This is a genomic window from Hymenobacter cellulosilyticus (assembly GCF_022919215.1).
Lineage (GTDB): Bacteria > Bacteroidota > Bacteroidia > Cytophagales > Hymenobacteraceae > Hymenobacter > Hymenobacter cellulosilyticus.
Window position 1 is genome coordinate 829415 of record NZ_CP095046.1, and the last position, 21960, is coordinate 851374.

General features: G+C 60.9%; 17 protein-coding genes and 1 pseudogene. 3 read left to right on the plus strand and 15 right to left on the minus strand.

Translation table 11 applies throughout. The features are described from left to right. Positions 1-44 precede the first annotated feature (44 nt). On the plus strand, positions 45-2117 hold the full coding sequence (locus MUN79_RS04055) for a tetratricopeptide repeat-containing sensor histidine kinase (RefSeq protein WP_244676510.1): 2073 nt from the start codon (positions 45-47) through the stop codon (positions 2115-2117). Between the two features lie 12 nt (positions 2118-2129). Here the strand turns inward: MUN79_RS04055 and MUN79_RS04060 are convergent, their stop codons facing one another. Beyond that, complete coding sequence (locus MUN79_RS04060) at positions 2130-2651, minus strand: GNAT family N-acetyltransferase (RefSeq protein ID WP_244676511.1); 522 nt, start codon at positions 2649-2651, stop codon at positions 2130-2132. Between the two features lie 69 nt (positions 2652-2720). On the opposite strand from MUN79_RS04060, the gene MUN79_RS04065 reads away from it, so the two are divergent. Both MUN79_RS04065 and MUN79_RS04070 read left to right on the plus strand, forming a co-directional pair. Then, positions 2721-3677 carry an ABC transporter ATP-binding protein gene (locus tag MUN79_RS04065; RefSeq protein WP_311136651.1) on the plus strand — a complete coding sequence of 319 codons (957 nt, stop codon included), beginning with the start codon at positions 2721-2723 and terminating at the stop codon, positions 3675-3677. Then, positions 3665-5236 (plus strand): ABC transporter permease/substrate-binding protein, encoded by a 1572-nt coding sequence (locus tag MUN79_RS04070; RefSeq protein ID WP_244676512.1) that lies wholly within the window; start codon positions 3665-3667, stop codon positions 5234-5236. The genes MUN79_RS04065 and MUN79_RS04070 overlap by 13 nt, the downstream gene beginning before the upstream one ends. A gap of 18 nt (positions 5237-5254) precedes the next feature. On the opposite strand, the gene MUN79_RS04075 is transcribed toward MUN79_RS04070, so the two are convergent. The 14 genes and pseudogenes from MUN79_RS04075 to MUN79_RS04135 form a co-directional block, all read right to left on the minus strand. Beyond that, a complete protein-coding gene (locus MUN79_RS04075) occupies positions 5255-6493 on the minus strand; it encodes a sensor histidine kinase (RefSeq protein WP_244676513.1) in 1239 nt (412 codons plus the stop codon). Between the two features lie 12 nt (positions 6494-6505). Then, complete coding sequence (locus MUN79_RS04080; protein WP_244676514.1) at positions 6506-6952, minus strand: response regulator; 447 nt, start codon at positions 6950-6952, stop codon at positions 6506-6508. Then, positions 6953-9217 carry an ATP-binding protein gene (locus MUN79_RS04085; RefSeq protein ID WP_311136748.1) on the minus strand — a complete coding sequence of 755 codons (2265 nt, stop codon included), beginning with the start codon at positions 9215-9217 and terminating at the stop codon, positions 6953-6955. It lies immediately after the preceding gene. Positions 9218-9248: 31 nt separating this feature from the next. Further along, complete coding sequence (locus MUN79_RS04090) at positions 9249-9815, minus strand: biliverdin-producing heme oxygenase (protein WP_244676516.1); 567 nt, start codon at positions 9813-9815, stop codon at positions 9249-9251. A gap of 339 nt (positions 9816-10154) precedes the next feature. After that, entirely contained in the window at positions 10155-10670 is a 516-nt protein-coding gene (locus tag MUN79_RS04095) for a hypothetical protein (protein WP_244676517.1), read from the minus strand. 143 nt (positions 10671-10813) lie between these two features. Further along, on the minus strand, positions 10814-11440 hold the full coding sequence (locus tag MUN79_RS04100; protein ID WP_244676518.1) for an AraC family transcriptional regulator: 627 nt from the start codon (positions 11438-11440) through the stop codon (positions 10814-10816). Between the two features lie 17 nt (positions 11441-11457). Next, positions 11458-11679: pseudogene (locus tag MUN79_RS31690) on the minus strand (AraC family ligand binding domain-containing protein); the annotation flags it as partial. Positions 11680-11777: 98 nt separating this feature from the next. After that, positions 11778-12821, minus strand: a complete 1044-nt coding sequence (locus MUN79_RS04105) for a cytochrome d ubiquinol oxidase subunit II (RefSeq protein ID WP_244676519.1) — start codon at positions 12819-12821, stop codon at positions 11778-11780. 11 nt (positions 12822-12832) lie between these two features. Continuing rightward, positions 12833-14176 (minus strand): cytochrome ubiquinol oxidase subunit I, encoded by a 1344-nt coding sequence (locus MUN79_RS04110; RefSeq protein WP_244676520.1) that lies wholly within the window; start codon positions 14174-14176, stop codon positions 12833-12835. Between the two features lie 91 nt (positions 14177-14267). Then, a complete protein-coding gene (locus MUN79_RS04115) occupies positions 14268-14705 on the minus strand; it encodes a DUF983 domain-containing protein (protein WP_244676521.1) in 438 nt (145 codons plus the stop codon). Positions 14706-14930: 225 nt separating this feature from the next. Next, a complete protein-coding gene (gene galB / locus MUN79_RS04120) occupies positions 14931-17402 on the minus strand; it encodes a beta-galactosidase GalB (RefSeq protein WP_244676522.1) in 2472 nt (823 codons plus the stop codon). A gap of 149 nt (positions 17403-17551) precedes the next feature. Continuing rightward, positions 17552-19300, minus strand: coding sequence for a glycosyl hydrolase 53 family protein (locus tag MUN79_RS04125; protein ID WP_244676523.1), 1749 nt, complete (start codon positions 19298-19300; stop codon positions 17552-17554). Positions 19301-19304: 4 nt separating this feature from the next. Beyond that, complete coding sequence (locus MUN79_RS04130; protein ID WP_244676524.1) at positions 19305-19799, minus strand: hypothetical protein; 495 nt, start codon at positions 19797-19799, stop codon at positions 19305-19307. Between the two features lie 62 nt (positions 19800-19861). Next, positions 19862-21889 (minus strand): cellulase family glycosylhydrolase, encoded by a 2028-nt coding sequence (locus MUN79_RS04135; protein WP_244676525.1) that lies wholly within the window; start codon positions 21887-21889, stop codon positions 19862-19864. Between the last annotated feature and the right edge of the window lie 71 nt (positions 21890-21960).

The window sequence follows — 21960 nt, forward strand, 5'->3', positions numbered from 1 at the left end:
AAACAATATACTGTTTGGCTAATAGTTGTTTCTTACTTTTACACATGCGGAAACTACTTCCCATACTATTTTTCAGCTTCTGGACCTTATTCGGCACGCTGGCTCAGGCCCAAAGTCCGCAGACGGCGGGACTACGGGCAGCGCTGGCCGGGGCCCGGCACGACACAACCCGCGTACTGCTACTGGCCGACCTGAGCGCCACCTACCGTTACTCCCGCTTCGACTCGGTGCTATGGTATGCCCGGCAGGGCCTGCAACTGGCCCGCAAGATTGAGTATGCCAAAGGCGAAGGACGCTGCTTGTCCCGCCTGGGCATTCTGATGGGAGAGCGGGGCAACCTGCCCCAGGCCCTGCGCATCGACTTGCAGGCCCTGCAGCTCCACGAACAAAGCCACGACCTGGAAGCCATGGCTCGTACCCTCAACCAGATGGGCTTGCTCTACCACGCCCTGGAAGACTACCGCCCGGCCCTGTCGTATTATTTTCGTGCTAAAAGGATTTACGAGCAAGGATTCGGCGACGATTCCCAACTCATCAGCGTGCTTACCAACCTGGGCGCCAGCTACGAGGGCCGGGGGCAGCTTGATTCGGCCCAGTATTTCCTGAACCGTGCCTACGAGCTGACCCGAAGCTCCAAAACCGTCAACCAGAGCTGCTGGGGCAACCCGCTGCCGTATGTGCTGCGGGAAATAGGTCTGCTCCGCGCCTCCCGGGGCCAGCCCGCTGAGGGTCTGGCTTACTACCGGCGCAGCGCCCAGGCCGCCTTTCCTGAGAATGACCGGCGTAGCGCCTGCCGGGCCTACCAATACATGGCCGAGCTTTACTACAGCCGGCAGCAGCTCGATTCCAGCGTGTTCTACGCTCGTAAGTCCCTGATGCTGGCGCAGTCGCTGCCGTTTATCATCGGGGTAGTGCGCACCAGCGAGCTGCTCACCGAGGCTTTTCAGGCCCGGCAACGCACCGACAGCACGCTCAAGTACATGCGCATTATGCTGCAGGCCGAAGACAGCCTTTACAATCCGCAGCGAATCAAGCAGCTCGACGCCATTGGCTTTGCCGAGCAGCAGCGCCTGCGGGAGCTGGAACTGGAGCATGCTCAGTTTGAGGCCCGCAACCGGCTCTATATTCTGGCCGGCGTGCTGGGTAGCCTCCTACTGGTGGCCCTGCTGCTGTGGCGCAACAACCGCCTGCAACAGCGGGCTAATACCCGATTATCGGCTTTAAATCAGGAAATTACCAACCAGCGCGACAGTCTGGGCCGGATGCTGCACGAGCTCAAGCTTACCCAAAGCCAGCTGGTGCTGCGCGAAAAAATGGCCTCCCTGGGCGAGTTGATGGCCGGCGTGGCCCACGAGATTCAGACGCCCGTCAATAATGTGCGGGACCTGGCTGGCGTCAGTGCCGATCTGGTGGAAAATCTGCGCCGGGAACTGGTGCGCCTCGGAGCCGTGGCCGAGCCCGACACCGTAGCCGATAACCTGCAGGCGCTAAGCCAATACCAGCACAACATTGTGCGCTCCAGCCAGCGGGCGGCGTCCATTGTGGGCGGTATGCTGGAATATTCGAGCACCAGCCCCGGCCCGCACCAGCCTACCGACGTCAACGCCTTCGTGGAAGATTACCTCCGGCTGACTTACCACGACACCCGGGCCAAGAGCCGCTCTTTCTACTCGGCGCTGCTGCCTACCCTGGACCCAGCCGTGGGCAACCTCTCCATTATCCGCCACGACCTGGGCCGGGTTCTTATCAGCCTGTTTACTAATGCCTTTCAGGCCGTGCAGCAGCGCCAGCGGATGGGTCAGGAGGGCTACATCCCGCAGGTGGCCGTCAGTACGCGCAATGCTGGCAGCCACATCGAAATCCGGGTGCGCGACAATGGCATGGGGATTCCGCCGGAGCTGCTGCCCAAGGTATTCGAACGGTTTTTCTCGACCACAGCTCCCGAGGCAGGCACCAGCCTGGGCCTGGCCCTGAGCCACGACTTGATAACCAAAGGTCACGGCGGCACGCTCACGGTGGAAACCGAGCCGGGCGAGTATACCGAGTTTGTCATCACCTTGCCCCTGACCGTTCAGCCCAGTTTTGCCAACTCCGCTGCGCCGCTGGCCATCAGCTAGACCCAACCTATTCTACAGCTCTTTTTCCAGAACCAGAAGCTCCAGCGGCTGCCGGGGAATGCCGAACCGGGGATTGTCGGGAAAGGGCACGGTGGCGCCGGTGCGGTGGTAGCCGTGCCGCTCATACCAGGCCAGCAGCTCGTGGCGCACCGCTATTACCGTGATTTTCATACGGCTACACTTCTGGCGGCGGGCGTAGTCGTCGGCGGCTCCGAGCAGAAATTTGCCAATGCCCCCACCTTGCCGCGTGGCATCCACTGAGAGCATGCCCAGGTACATGACATCGGCTTGTTTCTGCAGGTATACCGAGCCGACCAGCTCCCCGACCTCGTTGCGGCTCATGAGCAGGGTAGCACCCTCGGCTACCAGCATTTCCGCCAAGGATTCGGCATCGATACGCGGGCCGTCGAGCAGGTGGGCCTCGGTGGTCCAGCCTTGCTTGGAGTTTTCGCCGCGGTACACGCTATTGACAAAGGAAACCAGGGCGGGAATGTCGCTGGCCGCAGCCGGCGCGGTAGTCAGGGTCGGGTTCATAGCACAAAAGTATACCTTGACGGTTGTAGCCTCGACTTCCGCCTGTTTTTCCCGATTACGCCCTTCCGCATGTCATCTGCTCTTGCCCCTACTATTCGCGTAACTCAGGTGTATAAGCAGTACGGGCCCCACGCCGTGGTGCAGAACGTGTCGTTTGAGCTGGCCGCCGGCGAAACCCTGGTTCTGCTCGGGCCCAGCGGCTGCGGCAAGACAACCCTGCTCAAGATGCTTAACCGCCTGGTAGAGCCCGATGCAGGCCATATCGAAATCAACGGGCGCGACGTGCGCACCCAGCCCGCGGCCGAGCTACGGCGGGGCCTGGGCTACGTCATTCAGCAGGTCGGCTTGCTGCCGCATTATACCGTAGCTGAGAATATTGCGGTGGTGCCTCGGCTGCTGGGCCAAGCGGCAGCGGCGGTAGAACAACGCACTGACGCCTTGCTGACCCGCCTGCACCTGCCGCCCGAACGCTACGCCCGGCAGTATCCGCACCAGCTTTCGGGCGGGCAGCAGCAGCGCGTGGGCCTGGCCCGGGCCCTGGCCGCCGACCCGCCCATTATTCTGCTGGATGAGCCTTTCGGGGCCCTCGACCCCATCACCCGGGCCAGCATCCGGCGGGAGTTTCGGGAGCTGGAGGAGCTGCGCCATAAAACCGTGGTGCTCGTGACCCACGACGTAACCGAAGCCTTTGAACTGGCCGACCGGATACTACTACTCAATCAGGGCCAGGTGCAGCAGCTGGGCACACCCCGCGAGCTGCTGCTACAACCCGCCAATGACTTCGTGCGCCAGTTTTTTGCGGCTGAACGCCTGGCTCTGCAGCTGCGCGTGTTTACCCTGGCCGACGTGCAGCCCTATCTGGAACCCGCCGTAAGCCTACCACAGGCTGCGGCCGAAACCACCGTGCACGAAGCTCTGGAACACTTAACTGCAGGCCAGCCAAGCTCCTACCCTTTCAGCTTGGCCCAGCTGATGGCAGCTTTCGGACAGGCCCTCCAACACACCGAAACCGCATGGAAACGCTAACCGAGCTGCTTTCTTTCTGGCACACCCAGGCCGGCAAGCTGGGCGAGCAAACCCTGCAGCACATTGGCCTGACGGCGGCTTCCCTGCTGCTGGCCGTGGTGCTGGGCGTGCCGCTGGGGTTGCTGCTCACCCGCCGGCCACGCTGGGCCCCGGCCGTGCTGGGAGTGGCCGGAGCCCTGCAAACCGTGCCCAGCATTGCGTTGCTCGGCTTCCTGATTCCACTGCTGGGCATCGGGCCCCGGCCCGCCATTTTTGCGCTGTTTCTGTACTCCTTGCTGCCCATCATCCGCAATACGCTGACCGGTATTCAGGGCGTGAGTCCGGCGGCGGTGGAAGCAGCCCGCGGCCTGGGCCTGACCGACGCACAGGTGCTGCGCCGGGTGGAATTGCCGCTGGCCTTGCCGGTGCTGTTTGCCGGTATTCGTACTGCCACGGTTATCAACGTGGGCGTAGCTACGCTGGCGGCCTACGTGGCGGCCGGTGGTCTGGGCGAGTTTATCTTCGGCGGCATTGCGCTGAATAACCCGGTCATGATTCTGGCTGGGGCCCTGCCGGCCGCGGCGTTGGCACTGGCTTTTGATGCCGCCCTGGCGGGCTTGCAGCGGCTGAGCACCCGGCGACTGGTGCGCGTGGGCGCCGTACTGCTGGTTTTGCTACCGCTGTTGGGTGCCCTGTATCTGCTGCCTCGGGCGGCGGGCAAGCTGTTGGCGGGCTTCAGTCCCGAGTTTGTGGGCCGGGCCGACGGACTGCCGGGTTTGCAGAGCGCCTACCGGCTGCGCCGCCTGCCCAGCGTGGTGCTGGCTCCGGCCCTGGTGTATGAAGCCGCCCGCCACCACGATGTCGACCTGATTGACGGCTACTCGACCGATGGCCGCATCCGGGCTTACCACTTGCAGGTGCTGCAGGACGATAGGCGCGTGTTTCCGCCCTACTATGCTGCCCCGGTGATTCGGCCGGCCATGCTGCGGCAGCATCCGGAGCTTGGCGCCGTACTGGCCCAGCTGGCCGGGCAGATTTCGGACTCGGTAATGACTAACCTCAATTACCGCGTGGACTACCTGCACCAGGAGCCGCGGGCTGTAGCCCAAGCGTTTCTGCGGCGGCGGGGGTTGTGGCGGGAGCCCCGCACGTTGCCGGCCGGGGCCCCGGTAGTGCGGCTGGGCTCCAAGATTTTTGCCGAACAGTATATTCTGCTGGAAATGTACGCGGCCCTTATTCGGGGCAACACGGAGCTAGCCGTGGAAACCAAAACCGGGCTCGGCGGCACCACTATCTGCTTCGAAGCCCTGCGTACCGGCGCCATCGACATGTACCCGGAGTACACCGGCACGGGCTTACTGGTGCTGCTGCAGCCCTCCCCCGCCGTGCTTGACTCGCTTGGGGGCCAGCCGCCGGCGGTGTTTCGCTACGTTCAGCAGGAGTTTCGGCGGCGCTACGGCCTGGAGTGGCTGGCCCCGCTGGGCTTCAACAACACCTATGCACTGCTGATGCGGAAGCAGCAGGCCCGGGAGCTGGGTATCAGCTCTATTTCGCAGCTCAGCCGCTACCTGCAGCCCTGACTGGTGCCATTTTTCGCCCTAAGCCGGTTGATTCAGAAAGATGCGGAACGTGGTACCCACGCCCAGCTCACTTTCTACGGCTATATGACCTCCCTGGGCCTGCACCAAGCGGTTTACCAGGAACAAGCCTACGCCGGTGCCTTCCCCGGCCTCGGGGTGGAAGCGCCGAAACAGGTGAAACAGCTCCGCGCCGTCCCGCTCCAGGTCGATGCCCAGGCCGTTGTCCTGCACTTCCACTACGGCCTGGCCTTCTACCAGACGGCTGCGCACCCAAATCTGCGGGGGGCGCTCCGGGTGGCGGTACTTTACTGCGTTGGCCAATAGGTTCAGGAGCACGGTCCGTAAGCTAGTGCGCACAGCTACTACCTCGGGCAGAACTTCAAATTCGGTGCGCACGGTGCCCTGGGCGTCGAGCAGCTGGGGGCGCAGGGTTTGGAGCACGTCGGCGGTGAGGTCGGCCAGGGCCACGGGCTCGGTGTCCTGCTCGCCCGGGGCGCGGTCTACCTGCACCACGGCCGACAAATCAGTAACGGTGGTAGTCAGGTCGCGCAGGGAGTCGTCGACCAGGCGCAGCACTTCGGCTTCCTCGGGGTCGTCGAAGGTGGCGGAGCGGCGTAGCTCGTCAAACAGGCCCCGCAGGTTGTTGATGGGCTGCTTCAGGTCGTGGGAAGCGGCGTACACAAAGTTGTCCAGGTCGCGGTTGGTACGGGCCAACTCTTTGTTGCGGGCCTCCACTTCCTGATTGGCCGCCAGCAGCCGGGCGTTTGTAAGCTGCACCTGCTGCCGGGCTTCGGTAAGCTCCTCCAACGACTCGCGCAGCTGCTGATTCACGGTTTGCAGTTGCCCGTGGTAGCGGGCCACATACTGGCGCCACTCGTTTTTCTCAATGGCGTGCATCACCGTTTTGCACAGCAGCTCCTGATCGAAGCGCTGCTTGACCAGGTAATCCAGGGCGCCGGTATTGAGGGCGCGCACGGCCAGCTCCTCGCTACCGCCGCCCGTAATCATGACCACGCACAGGGTATCGACCGGGGTAAACTGCTTCAGATCCTGCAGCAGAGTCAGGCCGTCGGTGTCGAGCAGGTTATGGTCGAGCAGAACACAGTCGGGCCGTTCCCGCCGAAACAGGGCAATGCCTTCCTCGCCCGAGGTAGCCTCAACTATTTCCAACCGCTCATGCCCTATCTGCTTGCCCAGATAGCGCTTATACAACATCCGGTCATGCTCGTTGTCGTCAACGAGTAAGATTTTTTTCACGCGAGCAATAACCTAATTGGTCGAGGGTAATTCTGAGGTATTGAGCCAGTAGCGCACCAATAGTCGGGTTTTTTCTTCCAGGGCCGCGTACTCAATGGGTTTGGTCAGGTAGCTGTTGGCCCCCAGCCGGTAGCAATCTTCGATATCCCGACTGTTGGTGGAGGTGCTGAAGATAATCACTGGAATTGACTGCAAACGAGGGTCGCGCTTCAAGGTTTCGAGCACGGTGCGTCCGTCTGTGCCGGGCAGGTTCAGGTCCAGCAGCACAAACACGGGCAGCTGGGGCGGCCAGTCGGCGTGCTTGCCATAGCCCTGCAGGTACTCCAGCGCCTGGTCGCCGTCTTCGCAGCGCAACAGCTGGTTGGGCAGGGCATGCTTGCGAAAGGCCCGGCCCAGAGCCGTGAAGTCTTCCACGCTGTCTTCCACCACCAAGATGGGCTTGTGAGTTGAGGCTATCACTTACAGGTGCTTTGAGATGGAAAAATAGAATGTGGCGCCATTGCCCAGCACCGAGTCGACCCAGAGCTCACCGTCCTGCTTCTCCACCATTTTCCGGGCTATTGCAAGGCCCGCGCCCGTACCCCCACCGTACTTTTCCTGGGGGTGCAAACGCTTGAAAATCTTGAAGATGGCTTCATGATGCTTCGGATCGATACCGATACCGTTGTCCTGAACATAAAACACATAAAAATCCTCCCTTCGTCCTGTTCCTTTCGGTCCCAGAATACCTTCGGGAGCCAAACCCACGCGAATCTGCTTCTCAGCATTGTTGCTGTAGCGCATCGCGTTGGTGAGCAGGTTATTGAACACTTCCCGTACCCGGATTCGGTCGCAGCGGAAGGTGGGCAGCGCATCGACGATGGTGACGTGGGTGCTGGTTTGCTCGAAGCGTGGGTGCAGCAGGTCAACTACTTCCTCCACCAGTTCCTGCACGTTGGTCTCTTCGATGGTCATTTCCTGGCGGCCCACGCGGGAAAGCTGGAGCAAGGACTCAATCAAAGACTCCATGCGCTGGCTGAGGCGCACCAGGGTTTCGAGCCGACCAACGCCTTCAGCATCAAGCTTATCGGCGTAATCTTCGAGCAGAAAGATGGAGTAGTTGTGAATGCCGCGCAGGGGCTCTTTCAGGTCGTGGGAGGCCACGTAGGCAAAGGAATCCAGCTCGTCGTTGCTGCGCTCCAGCTGCGAATTGAGGCGCACCAGACTGGCAGCGCGGGTTTGCAGCTCGTTGAACACTTTCAGACGTACATCCGAGAGGTGCAGCCGAATTTCCTGGGCAGCCTCCACTTCCAGGGGCTGCCACGGAGCCGAGGTATTGACTACCGTTTGGGCCCAGGCCTCAAACGACTGCCGGGGCGAGAGTTTGAGCTGCCCGTCCTGCAGCACTTCCGCTTTCTGCGCCTTACCCGCCCAGGTTACGGTCTGAATCTGCTCGGGGCGGAACCAGATGATATAATCGCCGGCTTCCTGGGCCAGCGAAATGGCAATAAAGCCGCTGGCTACCCCACGAATGGCCAGGCCCTCCGGGTTGTGCTTCACGTAGGAATCGGTGTAGAACACGTCGTCCGTCACGTTGGCCTTCAGCCACTCGGTTAGCTCTTTGATCTGCTCCTGGCTGGGCGTAGTGCCAAGCATGATAATGTCGCCCTCGAAGCAGATGGCCGCCCCGCCGCAGCTAAAGGCGTCGCGGATGGTGGGCATGCGCTGGTAGAGGCCTTCCACGAAATTGCTGTGCCGGCCGACCAGCTCAAACAGGCGCACCTGGGTGTCGCGGATGTGCAGGCGGTAGGCCTGCTCGTCCTGCTGCTGCTTGGTTTTGAGCAGGGCCGAGAAGGTTTTGCCCAGGAACAGGCACAGCTCGCGCAGCTCGTAGCTCACCAGGCGGGGCACCATGTGGTGGCAGGTAATGAGGCCCCAGAGCACGCCTTCCTGAATGATGGAAATGGTCATGGTAGCGGCCACGCCCATGTTGCGCATGTATTCCAGGTGAATCGGCGACACGCTGCGCAGCACGGCGTAGGTCATGTCGGGCGGGCGGTTGGCCTGCGGATGCAGCACGGGCACGAGCTTGGCCGGCTCGTAATTCACGTTGGGAATAAAGCGCAGCCAGTTTTTGAGGTACAGGGCCCGGGCCTGCTGCGGAATATCGGTGGCGGGGTAGTGCAGGCCCATAAAGGGCTCCAGGTCGTCGCGCTTGGCTTCGGCCACTACTTCGCCGCTGGCGTCTTCGGCAAACTTGTACATCAACACCCGGTCGAAGCCCGTGATTTCGCGGACCTGCTCCACAGCCAACTGGCAGAACTCCAGCACCGAGGAGGCCCCCATCATCTGGCCCAGACTCTGGTTGAGGGAAGACAAGTCGACGCCCGTGGCTGCCGTTTCCTCCACCGGCTCAAATTCCAGCCATAGCAACTGGTCGTAGCAGTGCAGGATGATTTTGTAGAACGGCTGCCCGGCTACTTGCTCTAGGCGGGCACCCAGCAGCCGGGTCGTTTCGGTAAGCGTAGGCAGCAGCTTCTCGATTTCGGCAATGGTAGCGGCGCCCAGCACTTGGTCGAGGCCCCGGCCCACGAGGTCTTCGGCGGCCACGCCAATGAGGGCCAGCGTGTTTTCGCTGGCGTGCACCACCTGCCGGGTTTCGGGCAACAGGCACAGCAGAAAGCCGTAGGGCTGCACCGAGCCAGGAATGTGAATAGGCTCCCGGTCGCAGTTGGTCAGCGTAATGGGGAGTTAAGCAGACTCTCGTCGCTGTAGATTACAGTTTCTCGATCCACGCGTGCAGGGTTTGAAACGTTGAGGCAGCCGAAGCCACGATTTGCGCTTGATTATCTTCGGTAGCGGCCTCAGCCAGCAGCTGGCAGAAACTTTTCCATAGCGGGCCGGTCTGGTCACCATTACCCATAAAATACGTCCGGCTTTCTATTCCGGCCTTGGCCAGCTGGCGGGCTAATACCTGCCCGCCGAGCGTGGAGCCTTCCAATACGTACATAGCGCCCAACAGTTGAGCTCGGGTGCCAAGCTCGGGCATAGCCAGGCACAGCGGCAACTCGGCCGCGGCCACACCTAGGTCCTGGGGGATGAGGTGGGCCCGCAGCCGCTGCTCTACCTGCCACTCGGGGCCCAGCTCCAGCTGGCGCAGGCGGGCTTCGTAAGGCACCAGGAAGCCGTAGAGCTTGGCCAGAAACCGCCGGGTAACGGCCTCAGTAACCGTACCTTGCTGCAGCATCTGGTTGAACTTATTCTGTTCCAGCGCATCGTGGTACGGCCGGGTTTCGGTACGTAATTGCTCTAGAATAGCCGGGCGGTGAAGGGTAGTGGGCATGCAGTACGGGCAGGTATAGAAGGTAAAGATAAAGCAAGGACAACGGAATTCCCGCCCAAGTGAGTTCAAGACATTTCCTTGCTACGGTTGATTTTTAATGAAAAATCTAGCTGATATATTTAAAACAAGCCCGTATTATTTAGCAATCCGTTATTCTAGAACATTCTATTTTATTTAATTACCATTGCTTTGACACTATTTTAAAGTTATGATTAGGCACATTACTTTTATCTTCCACAACACGAACAAAGGTTTACTGAGTACTATCCATTTTGTTAAAATCGACACCTCGGCGCCCTACTTTCGTATGCAGCAAAAGTTAAATACCGAAGGCTAGATCTAATTATTTTTAAACACAAGACTATTATTGTTAACAACTTCGTAAGCTAGTCCAGCTTCGTCTAGAAATTTTCTGAACAAAAGAATATACTCCGACTTAGACGAATTGAAATATTCATGAATAAGATCATTAGACCGTATTTCCACAAACTCATAATCAATTCCCAGGTGATTCATCACATATTCTAGTTCATCAAAATTAAGATGCTGCCTTGCTTTGACAGACCTAATAATTTCATCCAAACTTGGCACAGGCTCTTCTTTGAAATATTTCTGTATCTCATCTATGTGCGAATGATTCTCTATATAGTCTACCACGCCTAATATCTTATGAGTTCTTGTGCTTTTATTATAACACAAAGGCCCTGATCCAATCAATAAAAATTGATCATTGCCACCACTTTCGTGATATTCTTTTGAAACAAAGAAAATGTAAATATTCTCTTTTGCATCGACTACATCTCTAACGACGTATTTTTCGCCCAATATTTGCTCCCAAAAATCTTTTTCCATCATTCAATTTTTTTCTCACGCCCACCTATTCGGAATTTATCTAATTCACTCCGAAAAGATATACTCCACTTCTTTTTTTATCATAACAAAGATATGGCCTCACAATCCTGCTATTTGTATGAGCTGCGAGTTGGCTATTAAACAACCTACCTGCCACCCTGCCGGAAAGCCTCCGGCGTCTGGCCCACGTACTTTTTGAAGTAGCGGGCAAAGTAGGAGGCATCCTCAAAGCCCACGGCGTCAGCTACCTGCGCCACCGACTGGGCCGAGTGGGTAAGCTGGCGCTTGGCCTCGGCCACCACCCGCTCGTGAATCAGGTCACTGGCGGTTTTGTTGAGCACCCGGCGGCAGATGGCGTTGAGGTGGTTAGCCGTCAGGGCCAGCTGGTCGGCGTAGTAGCGCACCGATTTTTCCTGCCGGAAATGCTCGTCGAGCAGCTGTCCGAACTCGCGCACCTGCTGCAGACCGTAGGCGGGCAGCTGGGCCGGTTCCTGCGGTGGATACGCCCGGGCGGCCAGTTCCAGAATCAGGTACACGTAGGCACCCACCACTTCGTCGCGGTGGGAGGCAGCGGCCTGCTCTTCCCCGTAAATCCGCTCAAACAGGGGTATAATCTGCGTTTCGGCGGGTTCCAGGTACACCACCGGCGCCTGTCCGGGCGCGAAAAACGGATATTCGGCCAGGCGGCTGGCCGGGTAGTGCTGCAGGTAGAATTCGGCGGTAAAAAACAGAATAAAGCCTCGGGCCTCGGCCGACAGCGCCCAGGCGTGCACCTGTCCCGGGCCAGAAAGAAAAGGCCGCCGGGCCGGATATCGTGGGTAACCAGGTCAATGGTATGGGTGCCCTGTCCGTGGGTGATGTAGAGCAGCAGGTAGAAGTTGTGGGCGTGAGGCTCACTCACGTGCGGAAACTGCTGCACATGGGTTTCCAGCTGCTGAATGTAGTACCAATGATTGTTGCCGGCGTGCGGAAACGCGTCGAGGGCCAGAACGGGCAGGTTGGGAGCTTTCATGCGGGAAGCAAGTCCCGGCCTTTTCCCGGCCCGAAACCTGCTGGGCCGCAAGCTACGCACGGAGTGTTTGCGGAGCCACGTCGCCGCGAAAGTTCGGCCTACGGCACCGGCGCGGCTTCGGGTGCCGCGCTCTGCGGCCTCGACACATGCTGGAAGCTGTAGTACAAGTAGCCCAGGGCAGGCAGAATAAACAGGCTACCCAGCAGCAGGGCCCAGCCCAGGGCCGCAATGGTTTTGGCCGGGGCCAACTGCTCAAACAACGACAGGTGCTCCCCGTTGCGCAGGCGGATGAAGTCGGGGAAGTGGGCGTACCCGACGGCCAGCAGAATCATCGTGACCTGAAAGCCGGCCAGCACCCGGGGCAGCCAGGTGCGGCTGTCCCGGCCCAGCACGTACCACAGCAACCCCAGCGAAATGGTAGCCAGCCCAATAGCCGCTATGCCCACTGGGTTACCGAAAATCCAGGTTAGCAGCGGCAAGCCTTCGTAATAAGCAGCCACGAATACCAGGGCCCCGGCGGCAAAGGCCATAATCGTGAGTAGGCGGGTTTTGCGGATAAAGCGTTGCCGGTCGGCTTCGGTAGTGGCTTCTCCTATGGTATACACCGAGGCCAGGTAGCCGCACAGGGCTACGGTGAACACGCCCACGGCCACTCCAAACCAGTGCATCCAGCTCCAGACGTAAGCCGAGAGAAAATCGGGGGCGGCGGGGTCCACGTAGCCGGCCAGGGCGCTGCCGGCCAGAATGCCGATGAAGAGCGGGGTGACCAGGCTGGAATACACGAAAATGGTGGCGTAAATGCCCTGCATCCGGTCGTGCACCGCGTCGTAGTGGCGGAAGACGAAGGCCGTGCCCCGGGCAATAATACCCAGCAGCAAGAGCAGCAGCGGAATGTGCAGGCTTACCGACATCACGCTGTAGACGCGCGGAAAGCCCACGAACAGAATCACAATGGCAATGATGAGCCACATGTGGTTGGCTTCCCAGATGGGCCCAATGGCCTGGTAGAGCGTTTCGTGGGTTACGCGGCGGTTTTTTCGGGACGTGAACAGCTCGATGATGCCCGCGCCAAAGTCGGCGCCGCCTAGCAGCAGGTAAAGCAGAATGGCCAGGTAGAGAAAGGTGATAACGACGTAGTCCATACAGGCAGCAGCTAGGCGTGGGCGGGTTCGGGTTCGGGGGTACCGGCGGGCACGTCATACAGCTCGGGTACCATCCGGATCTGGCGGTAGAGCAGGAAGATAACGACCAGGCTCAAGGACAGATACACGGCCGTAAACAGGTAAAACGAGTAGGCAATGCCCGGCATGGGCGTTACGGCGTCGGCCGTGCGCATCACCCCGTTGATAATCCAGGGCTGCCGGCCAACTTCGGTTACCGTCCAGCCCGCTTCCACGGCAATGAAGCCGGCGGGCGTGGCGGCCACAAACAAGCCCAAAAGCCAGCGGCTCGTGAGCCACTGCTTTTTGCGCCACAAAGCCAGGAAGTACACCGCCGCTATGCCCATCATCAGCGTGCCCAGGCCCACCATGAGTTGAAACGCAATGTGGGGCACAACTACCGGCGGCCGGTTTTCCGGAGCAATCCGGTCGAGGCCGGTGACTTCCTGCTCGAAGTTGCCGTGGGCCAGAAAGCTCAGCATCCCGGGAATCTTAAGGGCGTAGTCTACGCGCTGCTTATCCTCGTTAGGCAAACCGCCCAGCACCAGGGAGGCCGACTTTTCGGTGTGAAAGTGAGCTTCCATAGCCGCCAGCTTGGCGGGCTGGCGGCGGGCCACGTCCTTGGCCGAAAAGTCGCCGCTCAGGGGCTGAAGCAGGGCGGCCACGGCCCCGAAGGCGGCGGCAATGCGGAAGGCGCGGGTGTGAAAGGCCAGGTTGCGGCCCCGGCGCAGCATCAGGGCGTGCACGCCGGCCACGGCAAACCCGGTGGCGGCAAAGGCGGCCAGGGTCATGTGCAGGGCCTGGGAAAGCCAGGCGTCGTTGAACATGGCCGCAATGGGGTCAATATTGAGGTATTGGCCGTTCACGTAGTCGAAGCCGGCGGGGCTGTTCATCCAGGCGTTGGCGGCCACCACCAAGATGCCCGAGGCCAGCCCACTCACGCCCACCACGACGCCCGTAAACCAGTGAAACCAGGGGTTGAACCGGTCCCAGCCGTACAGGAAAAAGCCCAGGGCAATGGCCTCGATAAAGAAAGCCGTGCCTTCCAGGGAAAACGGCATCCCGAAAATAGGTCCGGCGTGCTCCATGAACTTGGGCCAGAGCAAGCCTAGCTCAAACGACAGCACCGTGCCCGACACGGCGCCGGTGGCGAAGAAAATAGCTACGCCTTTGCTCCAGGCCCGGGTCACGTTTTTGTAAGTCACGTCCTGGGTCCGGAGCCAGTAGTAGTGGGCCACAGCCATAAAAAACGGCATGACCATGCCGATGCAGGAAAAGATGATGTGAAAGCCCAGCGACAGGGCCATTTGGGAGCGGGCAGCAAGAAAATCATCCATACTGGTGGGGCTGGGCCGGAAAGCAGGCAAGGTAGCCGGCCGATAACAAGAAAAAGCCCCGCCGCCAGAATTTCTGACAGCGGGGCTACGGTTACAAAGCAGCGGGGGCGTTGGCCCGGTTTCGTTGGGAAGAATCTGGTTCGAGCCGTTGATAACTCGGGTCGTACTTGATGCCGCCAAACAAGTACAGCATAATGGCCCGGGAGTAGCGCAGCGTGGCCGGGGCCGTCAGGAGCACCAGCACCGTGACCAGCAGCATGTATACCCACACCGAGGGGTTGTTGAAGAGGTAGTACGCCGCTACCCCGCCGATGGCAAACCAGGCAACCGAAAAGGCGTAGCTCACGAACATGGCGCCCCAGTAGAAGCCGGGCTCGGGCTCGTAGGCCACGCTGCACACCGGGCACCGCTCGGGCATCACGGCGTACTTGGTCAGCTTGTAGGCCGGATAGGAAAACAGCTGGCCCTGGTGGCAGCGCGGGCAGCGCAAATCGAGCAAGGCCAGGGTGGACGAATCTATGGGTTTCATAACGCGGAGGCTGAAGTCAGATAACACTACAAAACTACCTACGGCACGCACGCCAAGTAAGACACAAACCCGCGTATCTACCGCACAAATCAACGATGCGCCGGGCCCCGGCAACTACAGCAGCAGGCCGCCGGGCGTATTGTTATAACCTAAGAAAGGCCGCCGGGAGTTTCCCAACGGCCTTTCTTAGGTTATTCAAGTTTCCGGAAAAGCTTGTGCTACAGACTACTTCGCGCTGCCGGTCTGAATGGTCACGGCCGCGCTTTTCAGCCCTTTGCCGGTGGCTTGCAGCTGCACGTTGCCGGCTTTGTCGGAGGCTTGCACTACGGCTACCAGCTGGCCCTGAAACGCCTTCATGTGGGGCTCGTGAAACAGCTCCAGGCTGGCGGCATTGCCGTTGGCCGCGGCCCGGAACTTGCCCGCGCCGCTGACCTTGAACTGCACTTCGTTGGCGGCTTCGGGGCAAAGGTTGCCCTGGGCGTCTTCCACCCGCACCGTCACGTAGGCCAAATCCTGCCCGTCGGCGACCAGGCTGCTGCGGTCCGTGACCAGCTTGATGTGGTGGGGCTTGCCGGCGGTGCGCACTTCTTCCTCACCCACGGCTTTGCCCTGGGCGTCGTAGGCCACCACTTTCAGACTGCCGGGTGCGTATTTCACGTCGCTCCACATCAGGCGGTAGCGGGTTTGGGGCTTGTCGGACGGGCCCTTGGTTTGCCGGCCCTGGCTCACGCCGTTCACGAACAGCTCGGCCGAAGGGTAGTTCGTGTAGCAGAACACCGGCGTAGTCTGGCCTTCGCGGCCGGGCCAGGTCCAGTGGGGCAGCAGGTGGAGCGTGGGCGCGGTGGGATTCCAGCGGGAGCGGTACAGGTAAAACCGGTCTTTGGGCAAGCCGGCCAGGTCCATAATGCCGAAGTAGGAGCTGTGCGAAGGCCAGGACTCATCATACGGAGTCGGCTCGCCGAGGTAATCGAAGCCGGTCCAGACGAATTCGCCCATCAGGTAGTTCAGCGCATCCTGCTGCACAAATTCCTCGTCCGGCGTCTGGGACCAGTTGCAGGCTTCCAGGTCGTAGGACGACGACTGGTTATCGGGGTATTTCTTGTCCTTGGCCACGACCACCGGAAACTTGTACACCCCGCGGGAGCTGACCGTAGAAGCCGTTTCGGAGCCCAGCATCAAAGCTTGAGGCAGCTTGGTGTAAGCTTCGGGGTAGCGGTGGGGCTTGTAGTTGAAGCCCGGCACGTCGAGCAAGGCCGCAAAGCCGTTGTTGACTACCGCGTCGAACTGGTCCATGCCGGCCGTGACGGGCCGGGTCGGGTCTTCGCGGTGCACAATGTCCTGCAGGCGCTTGGCAATCTTGGTGCCGCCGGGGGCCCACTGGTCGGGCACCTCGTTGCCGATGCTCCACATAATCACCGACGGATGATTCCGGTCCCGGTGCACCATGTTTACCACGTCGCGCTCCGACCACTCGTCGAAATACTGGCTGTAGCCGTTCTTGACCTTGGGCTTTTTCCACTCGTCAAACGACTCGACAATCAGCATAAAGCCCATTTCGTCGGCCAAACTCACCAGCTCGGGCGCCGGCATGTTGTGCGTCGTCCGGATGGCGTCGGCGCCCAGGTCTTTGAGCAAGGTCAGCTGCCGGCGCAGGGCCGCCGTGTTGATGGCGGCACCCAGCGGGCCCAGGTCGTGGTGGTTGCACACGCCCCGGAAGCGGCGCAGCTGCCCGTTCAGGGAGAAGCCCTTGTTGGCCTCGAAGGTAAAGGAGCGGATGCCGAAGCGGGTCTGGTACTCGTCTTTCAGCGCCGAGCCGGCGTACAGCTTCGAGGAAGCCGTGTAGAGCACCGGCGTTTCCGGCGACCAAAGCCGGGGCTGGGGCACCACCAGGTTTTGCTCAAACTGCTGCCCGTCGGTAGCAGCCAAGGCGGTGCTCAGCGTAGCTACTACCGTGCCCGCCGCGTCCCGGATTTCGGTGTCGAGGCGCAGATTCTGGGTTACCGAGCCCCCGGCCACTTCGGTGCGCAGCTTCACTTTAGCAAAGTCGGCGGTGATGTCGGGCGTCGTGATGTAAGTGCCCCACACCGGAATATGTACCTCGTCGGTGACCAGCAGATGCACGTTGCGGTACAGCCCGGCCCCGGGGTACCAGCGCGAGGCTTCCGGCTGGTTTTCCAGGCGCACGGCCAGGGTATTGTCGCCGCTGGGATTGAGAAACGAGGTAATGTCGAAGTGAAACGAGTTGTAGCCGTAGGGCCAGTAGCCTACTTCCTTGCCGTTCACAAACACGTGGGCATTGCTCATGGCTCCGTCGAAAACCAGCTCGGCGCGCTTGCCCGGTCCGAAGCCCGGCACCGCCAACCGTCGCCGGTACCAGCCCGTGCCGATAAAGGGCAGCCCGCCGGTGCGGCCGGCCTTGGTAGTGGCCTGCTTCTCGTTGTTCTGCTCAATTTTGACTTGCTGCAAGTCGTTGGTGCTGCTAAACGGACCGTAGATGGCCCAGTCGTGGGGCACGCTCACGGTTTGCCACTTGTCGTCTTTAAAGCCGGGCTGGGCCGCGTTGGCCACGTCGCCCTTGGTGAATTTCCAGTTGGAAGTCAGCAGAATATCCTGCCGCGACTGGGCCGCGGCCGGGTTGGTCAGGGTGAGCAGCAGGGCCAGGCCCGGCAGGGACAGAAAGGAAGGAAAAAAGCGCATGAGTTGGGGATTGGACGCGAACTGGCAAGCACTATACCGGCCTGCATGGGTTAGGCCAGGTGATTTTGCAGCCGAGGTTCAGCGTCTGATATAAGCTTAAGTTGGAGAAGAGCCCGCGGCGGGGAACCAGGCAAACAGCATTGCGTCAGCTAGTATTTGATGAGGCGCTGGACGGTGTGCTGGCCGCCGTGGGAGATGCTGAGCAGATATACGCCCGACGCCACCGCGCTGCCCAGCTCCACCGCTTGCCGATGGGTACCAGATGCCATGCGCCGGGCGGGCTGCAGCGTGCGCAGGTGCTGGCCGGTGAGGCTGTAGAGGTCCAGCTGCACGGTTTCGGGTTGGGCCAGCGTGTAGCTAATCGTGCACTGCTGGCTTACGGGGTTGGGGAAAATCCGCGCGTCGAGGCCGTTGGCAGCGGCAGTTTGACCTACGGCGGTCACGGCGTTGGGCACAAACTCCACGTCGTCGAGGGAGCAGAAGTCGTTGGCATTGGCGTCGGAGCGCAGCCCGATTTCGCACTGCCCGTTGGTTACCACTACCCCAGGCACCTGCAGCTGCTGCCAGGTGCCGCTGGTGCCGACAATGGCCGCCGTGCGCTCAGCGCCCCCGAAACCCGAAGCGTAGAGCTGGCACAGCTTCTGGCCGCCGCTGCTCTGCACCCAGGCGCGCAGCGTGTACGTGCCGTTGGGTACCGCCGTCAGCAGCTGGTAGGTGCGCACCTGGTAGGCCGTAGCCTGATAGTGCACGAGCTGCAAGGGGCTGGTGCGGCCGTAGCTCTGGGTAAAATTAGCGGTGGCGTTGGGGCCCGCGGTACTCCAGCCCACCGGCGTCTGGGTCACGGCCGTGTATTCGAAACTGGGGTTATACACCAGCCCGTCGGAAGGCGGCGTGTCGCGGAAAGCATCCATAGCCGCGGTGGGCCGGCCGGTGTTGCTCCAGGCGCTCAGACTGTAGCCCTGCCAGTTGTAGGCCTGGGGCTCCCAGTACAGCACGCCCAGGCCCTTGTTGCCGGGCACGGCCCGCACCTTGCTCATCAAATCCAGCAGCATTTGCCGGGCTGGAATGGGGGCATCAGCTGGCATGCCGGTTTCTACCAGCATAACTTCCTTGCCGGGGTAGCGCGTCACCAGGTCGTTCATGTTGGCCTGGCACTGGGCCGTCAGCAGGGGCCAGTCGGTGGTGGTTGGGTAGAGCGACATGCCGATGACGTCGTAGCGGGCCCCATGCGTGGTAAGCCCGTCGAATACGCTGCGGAATAAGCTGCTATTGAATCCGTTGGAAATGTGCACAATGACTTTAGAAGTCGGATTCACGGCTTTCACGGCCGCGTAGCCCTGGTCAATCAGAGCGGCAAAATTCTGCGGGTTGGTAGTGCGCCGGCCATCGGGCCACAGCATTCCGTCGTTGGTTTCGTTGCCTACCTGCACCCACTCCGGCACGATGCCGTTGTCCTTGAGGGAGTCCAGCACGTCATAAGTATGGTTGTAGAGGGCCGTTTTCAGGTCGGCAAAGCCCAGGTTGCGCCAGGCGGCGGGCTTGGCCTGCTGGCCCGGGTCGGCCCAACTGTCGCTGTAGTGAAAGTCAATCAGCAGCCGGAAGCCCCGGTTGCGGGCCCGGATGGCTTTGGCTACCACGTCGTTTTTGCCGTTCCAGCCGCCCGCAGGGTTTACCCACACCCGCAGCCGGATGGTATTCATATCGTAGTCGTCCAGAATCTGCAGCAAATCCTGGGGCGTGCCGGCCGAGTTGTAGAACTGGCGGCCCGCGGCTTCCATTTCGGTCAGCCAGCCTACATCGGCCCCTTTGGCAAAGGCCGGATTTTGGGCCCGTACCGCCGCGCCGAAGCCAGCGTACAGCAGCAGAATTAGCAGAAAGAGTACAAGTCTGTTTTTCATGATCTTAGCTGTTCAGATAGTGAATTCCGTGACCATAGCCGCCAGTGACAGGCAAGAGCTTATTGGAGGTAAACGGCTTCGATATCAACCTGTACCGGAGCTGCTGCCGAGGGCGAAGCCGCGTCGACGAGCACCTGCAGTACCTCGGTATCGGCCAGCCGCAGCGGGCCCTTCCCCCACTCTGGAAGCGCAGCGGCAGGAAGCCCGGATACGGCCGCGGACTAAGCAGCAGGGCGCCAGGCTGCAGGGCGCTCAGCGGAACCCGCACCTCGCGCAGCTCGGTGGTAAGAGGCACCGGGGCGGCAAAAGCGGCGGCATCTTGGTTGGCTAGCACCACCTGCACGCCTATTGGCTGGCTAGCCCGGGCCTTTACCACCACTTCCGTAAAGCCGCTCAGGTCGCCGAGGCGACCCAGTAGCTTGTCGCCGTAGTAGGCGCGCAGGCTGGCAGCCGGCCCGATTTCCGCGGCCGAAGCTCCGCTCTTGGTGGCATCCTGCACAAAGCGCAGGGCCAGGGCGCCGGCCGCTTCCGTGGTAACGTAGTCGGTCCAGCTGCTGCGGCTCAGGCTGCGGGCTTCCCCTGCTCTTTGTCAGTAGCGGCCTGAAACAAGAACAAGGGGGTTTTAGGCGCTACTAAGGGCACTTCCCAATGCTCCCGGGGGAAATAGTCCCAGTCGCGCGGGGAGCCGCCGAAGCCGCCGGGAAACGTGAGCGGCTGCCCGGCTTTTTTCAGCACAATCCAGTAGCGCAGCAACCCGGCGTAGGTCAGTTCGGCTGGCACGGTAGCTTCCACGGTGGCGTAGGCCGGCTGCCGCATGGGCAGGACCTGGGTGCGGCCGTAGTAGTGTTGGGCAATCAGAAAAACGCTGTCGGTAGGCGCAATTCCGGTCATGGTGGCCCGGATGGTCAGGGGCTGGCCGGCCGCGGCTTGCGCGAAAGGCGTGTGCCGCACCTGAGGCCCTAGCGCCGTGGGCGCGGGAGCCGCATATTCGCCCAGGCGCAAACTGCCCAGCCGCGAATCGGCCGTCCAGGAGCTGGTCTTCTTGCCGGCCGCGGCCAGCAGGTACACGCCCGGCCGCACCGTAACGCGCCCATCCTGGGCCTGGGCCTGGGCAGTATTGCCTTCGTTGAGCCCGCGCAGGCTGAAGCGGCGGCCCAGTTCCGGCAGCAGCAGGCGTAAGGGCTGGTCGTTCCACAGAATCTGGGTGACCGGCTTTTTCAGGGAAGCTGTTTCAAACGGGTCCCGGATAGGCACCGCGTCGGGCAGCACTTCCAGGCGCCACACCCCAGGAGCCAGCCGGTCCAGGAAATAGGCCCCGGAGCCGCCGTATTGCACTACGGGTGAGCTACCTGCGCCGGCAACGTGGCGTAATTTCGAGGCTTTTTTAGCAAACGATTGTGTAGATGAGGTGTAATAAAATTCCTCCTCGGTGTTCATCTCACTGAGCCCCTGCCGATAGCTGACGCAGAAGGCGTCAAACACGGAGTCGGCAGGGTAGCGGCTGAAGGTTTGCCCCCGACCCACCCGGTGAAATACCTTGCTGGCAATCAGCAAACTCAGGGCTTTGGCCGGCGTGTAGGCTAGGTTGAGGTAGTGCGTCTGGTACTCGGTGTTGGCGTAGGCAATGGCCAACGGGTCGTAGGCAAACTGCGTGGCCCACTGAAACCCAGCCTCCCGGAAGCTGCGGGCCATAAACGGGTACATGACCGGCTGGATAATGTCGCCCGACTCAAACTCATACACCATCTTGGCCCGGCGCTGAAACCGCGGGTCCTGCCGAAACGGAATAGGGTACTGGTCTACGTGCGGCAGCAGGTTGCCGCGCAGCGTGTGCCCGCTCACCAGGCCAGCCGGGTACCACTGAAAGGTCAGCCCATCCACGTTGGCGGCCAGAATGGCTTCTTCCACTCCCGGGTTTTCGGCAATGTTATAGAAGATGGGCTTGCGGTAGCCGGTAGCCCGCATGGCGGCCACCATCCGGTTGGCAAAGGCTGTTACCTCGGCCTCGGGCTGATGGTAGCGGGGCTCGTTGCACACTTCGTACGCCAGAATATCCGGGTCCTCGCGGTTCAGTTGCTGAGTGTACTGGTTACGGTGGTTGAGAAACTGCGTGAGGTAGTTTTCCTGGGCCCGGATAGCCCGCGGATTGGTGTAGGCCTGCACCTTGGAGTAAATGCTGGAGAAGCCCGTGCCCGAATCCGGCTCGGGGTAGCCGTTGTTCCAGTAGGCAATGGGCGTCAGGATAATCTTGATGCCGCGCTGCTTGAGCTGGGCCACCAGGTAATCGAGCAGGCGCAGGTGCTCATTCTGCTGCAGGTTGCCGAGCGTGTCGGTGATTTCGACGTCCCACACGTGAATGCGGAAAGCATCCAGGCCCAGGCGCGAGAGGTGATATACGTCTTGGTCAATGGCCTTTTCGGGGCTGCCTCCCACCGTCCGCTGGGCCCGGTACGCGTGGGCAAACGGGGCAGTGTAATTGACGCCAAACAGGGCTACTTCCTGCTTGGTTTGCTGCCAGCGCAGGACACCCTGCCCGTCCACGTACACGTCGCCGGTGGGTTGGCGGGCCGTGGCCGGCGTTTGGGCCAAAGCGGCGGAGCTACTGCCAAAGGTCAGAAGGGACAGGCAAAGAAACCAAGTAAGAAAGGATGGCATAGGGG

Bases quoted from the DNA above. Each gene is read 5' to 3' on its own strand.
- MUN79_RS04055 (WP_244676510.1), top strand. From the start codon at position 45: ATGCGGAAACTACTTCCCATACTATTTTTCAGCTTCTGGACCTTATTC.
- MUN79_RS04060 (WP_244676511.1), bottom strand. From the start codon at position 2,651: ATGAACCCGACCCTGACTACCGCGCCGGCTGCGGCCAGCGACATTCCC.
- MUN79_RS04065 (WP_311136651.1), top strand. From the start codon at position 2,721: ATGTCATCTGCTCTTGCCCCTACTATTCGCGTAACTCAGGTGTATAAG.
- MUN79_RS04070 (WP_244676512.1), top strand. From the start codon at position 3,665: ATGGAAACGCTAACCGAGCTGCTTTCTTTCTGGCACACCCAGGCCGGC.
- MUN79_RS04090 (WP_244676516.1), bottom strand. From the start codon at position 9,815: ATGCCCACTACCCTTCACCGCCCGGCTATTCTAGAGCAATTACGTACC.
- MUN79_RS04095 (WP_244676517.1), bottom strand. From the start codon at position 10,670: ATGATGGAAAAAGATTTTTGGGAGCAAATATTGGGCGAAAAATACGTC.
- MUN79_RS04105 (WP_244676519.1), bottom strand. From the start codon at position 12,821: ATGGACTACGTCGTTATCACCTTTCTCTACCTGGCCATTCTGCTTTAC.
- MUN79_RS04110 (WP_244676520.1), bottom strand. From the start codon at position 14,176: ATGGATGATTTTCTTGCTGCCCGCTCCCAAATGGCCCTGTCGCTGGGC.
- MUN79_RS04115 (WP_244676521.1), bottom strand. From the start codon at position 14,705: ATGAAACCCATAGATTCGTCCACCCTGGCCTTGCTCGATTTGCGCTGC.
- galB (WP_244676522.1), bottom strand. From the start codon at position 17,402: ATGCGCTTTTTTCCTTCCTTTCTGTCCCTGCCGGGCCTGGCCCTGCTG.
- MUN79_RS04125 (WP_244676523.1), bottom strand. From the start codon at position 19,300: ATGAAAAACAGACTTGTACTCTTTCTGCTAATTCTGCTGCTGTACGCT.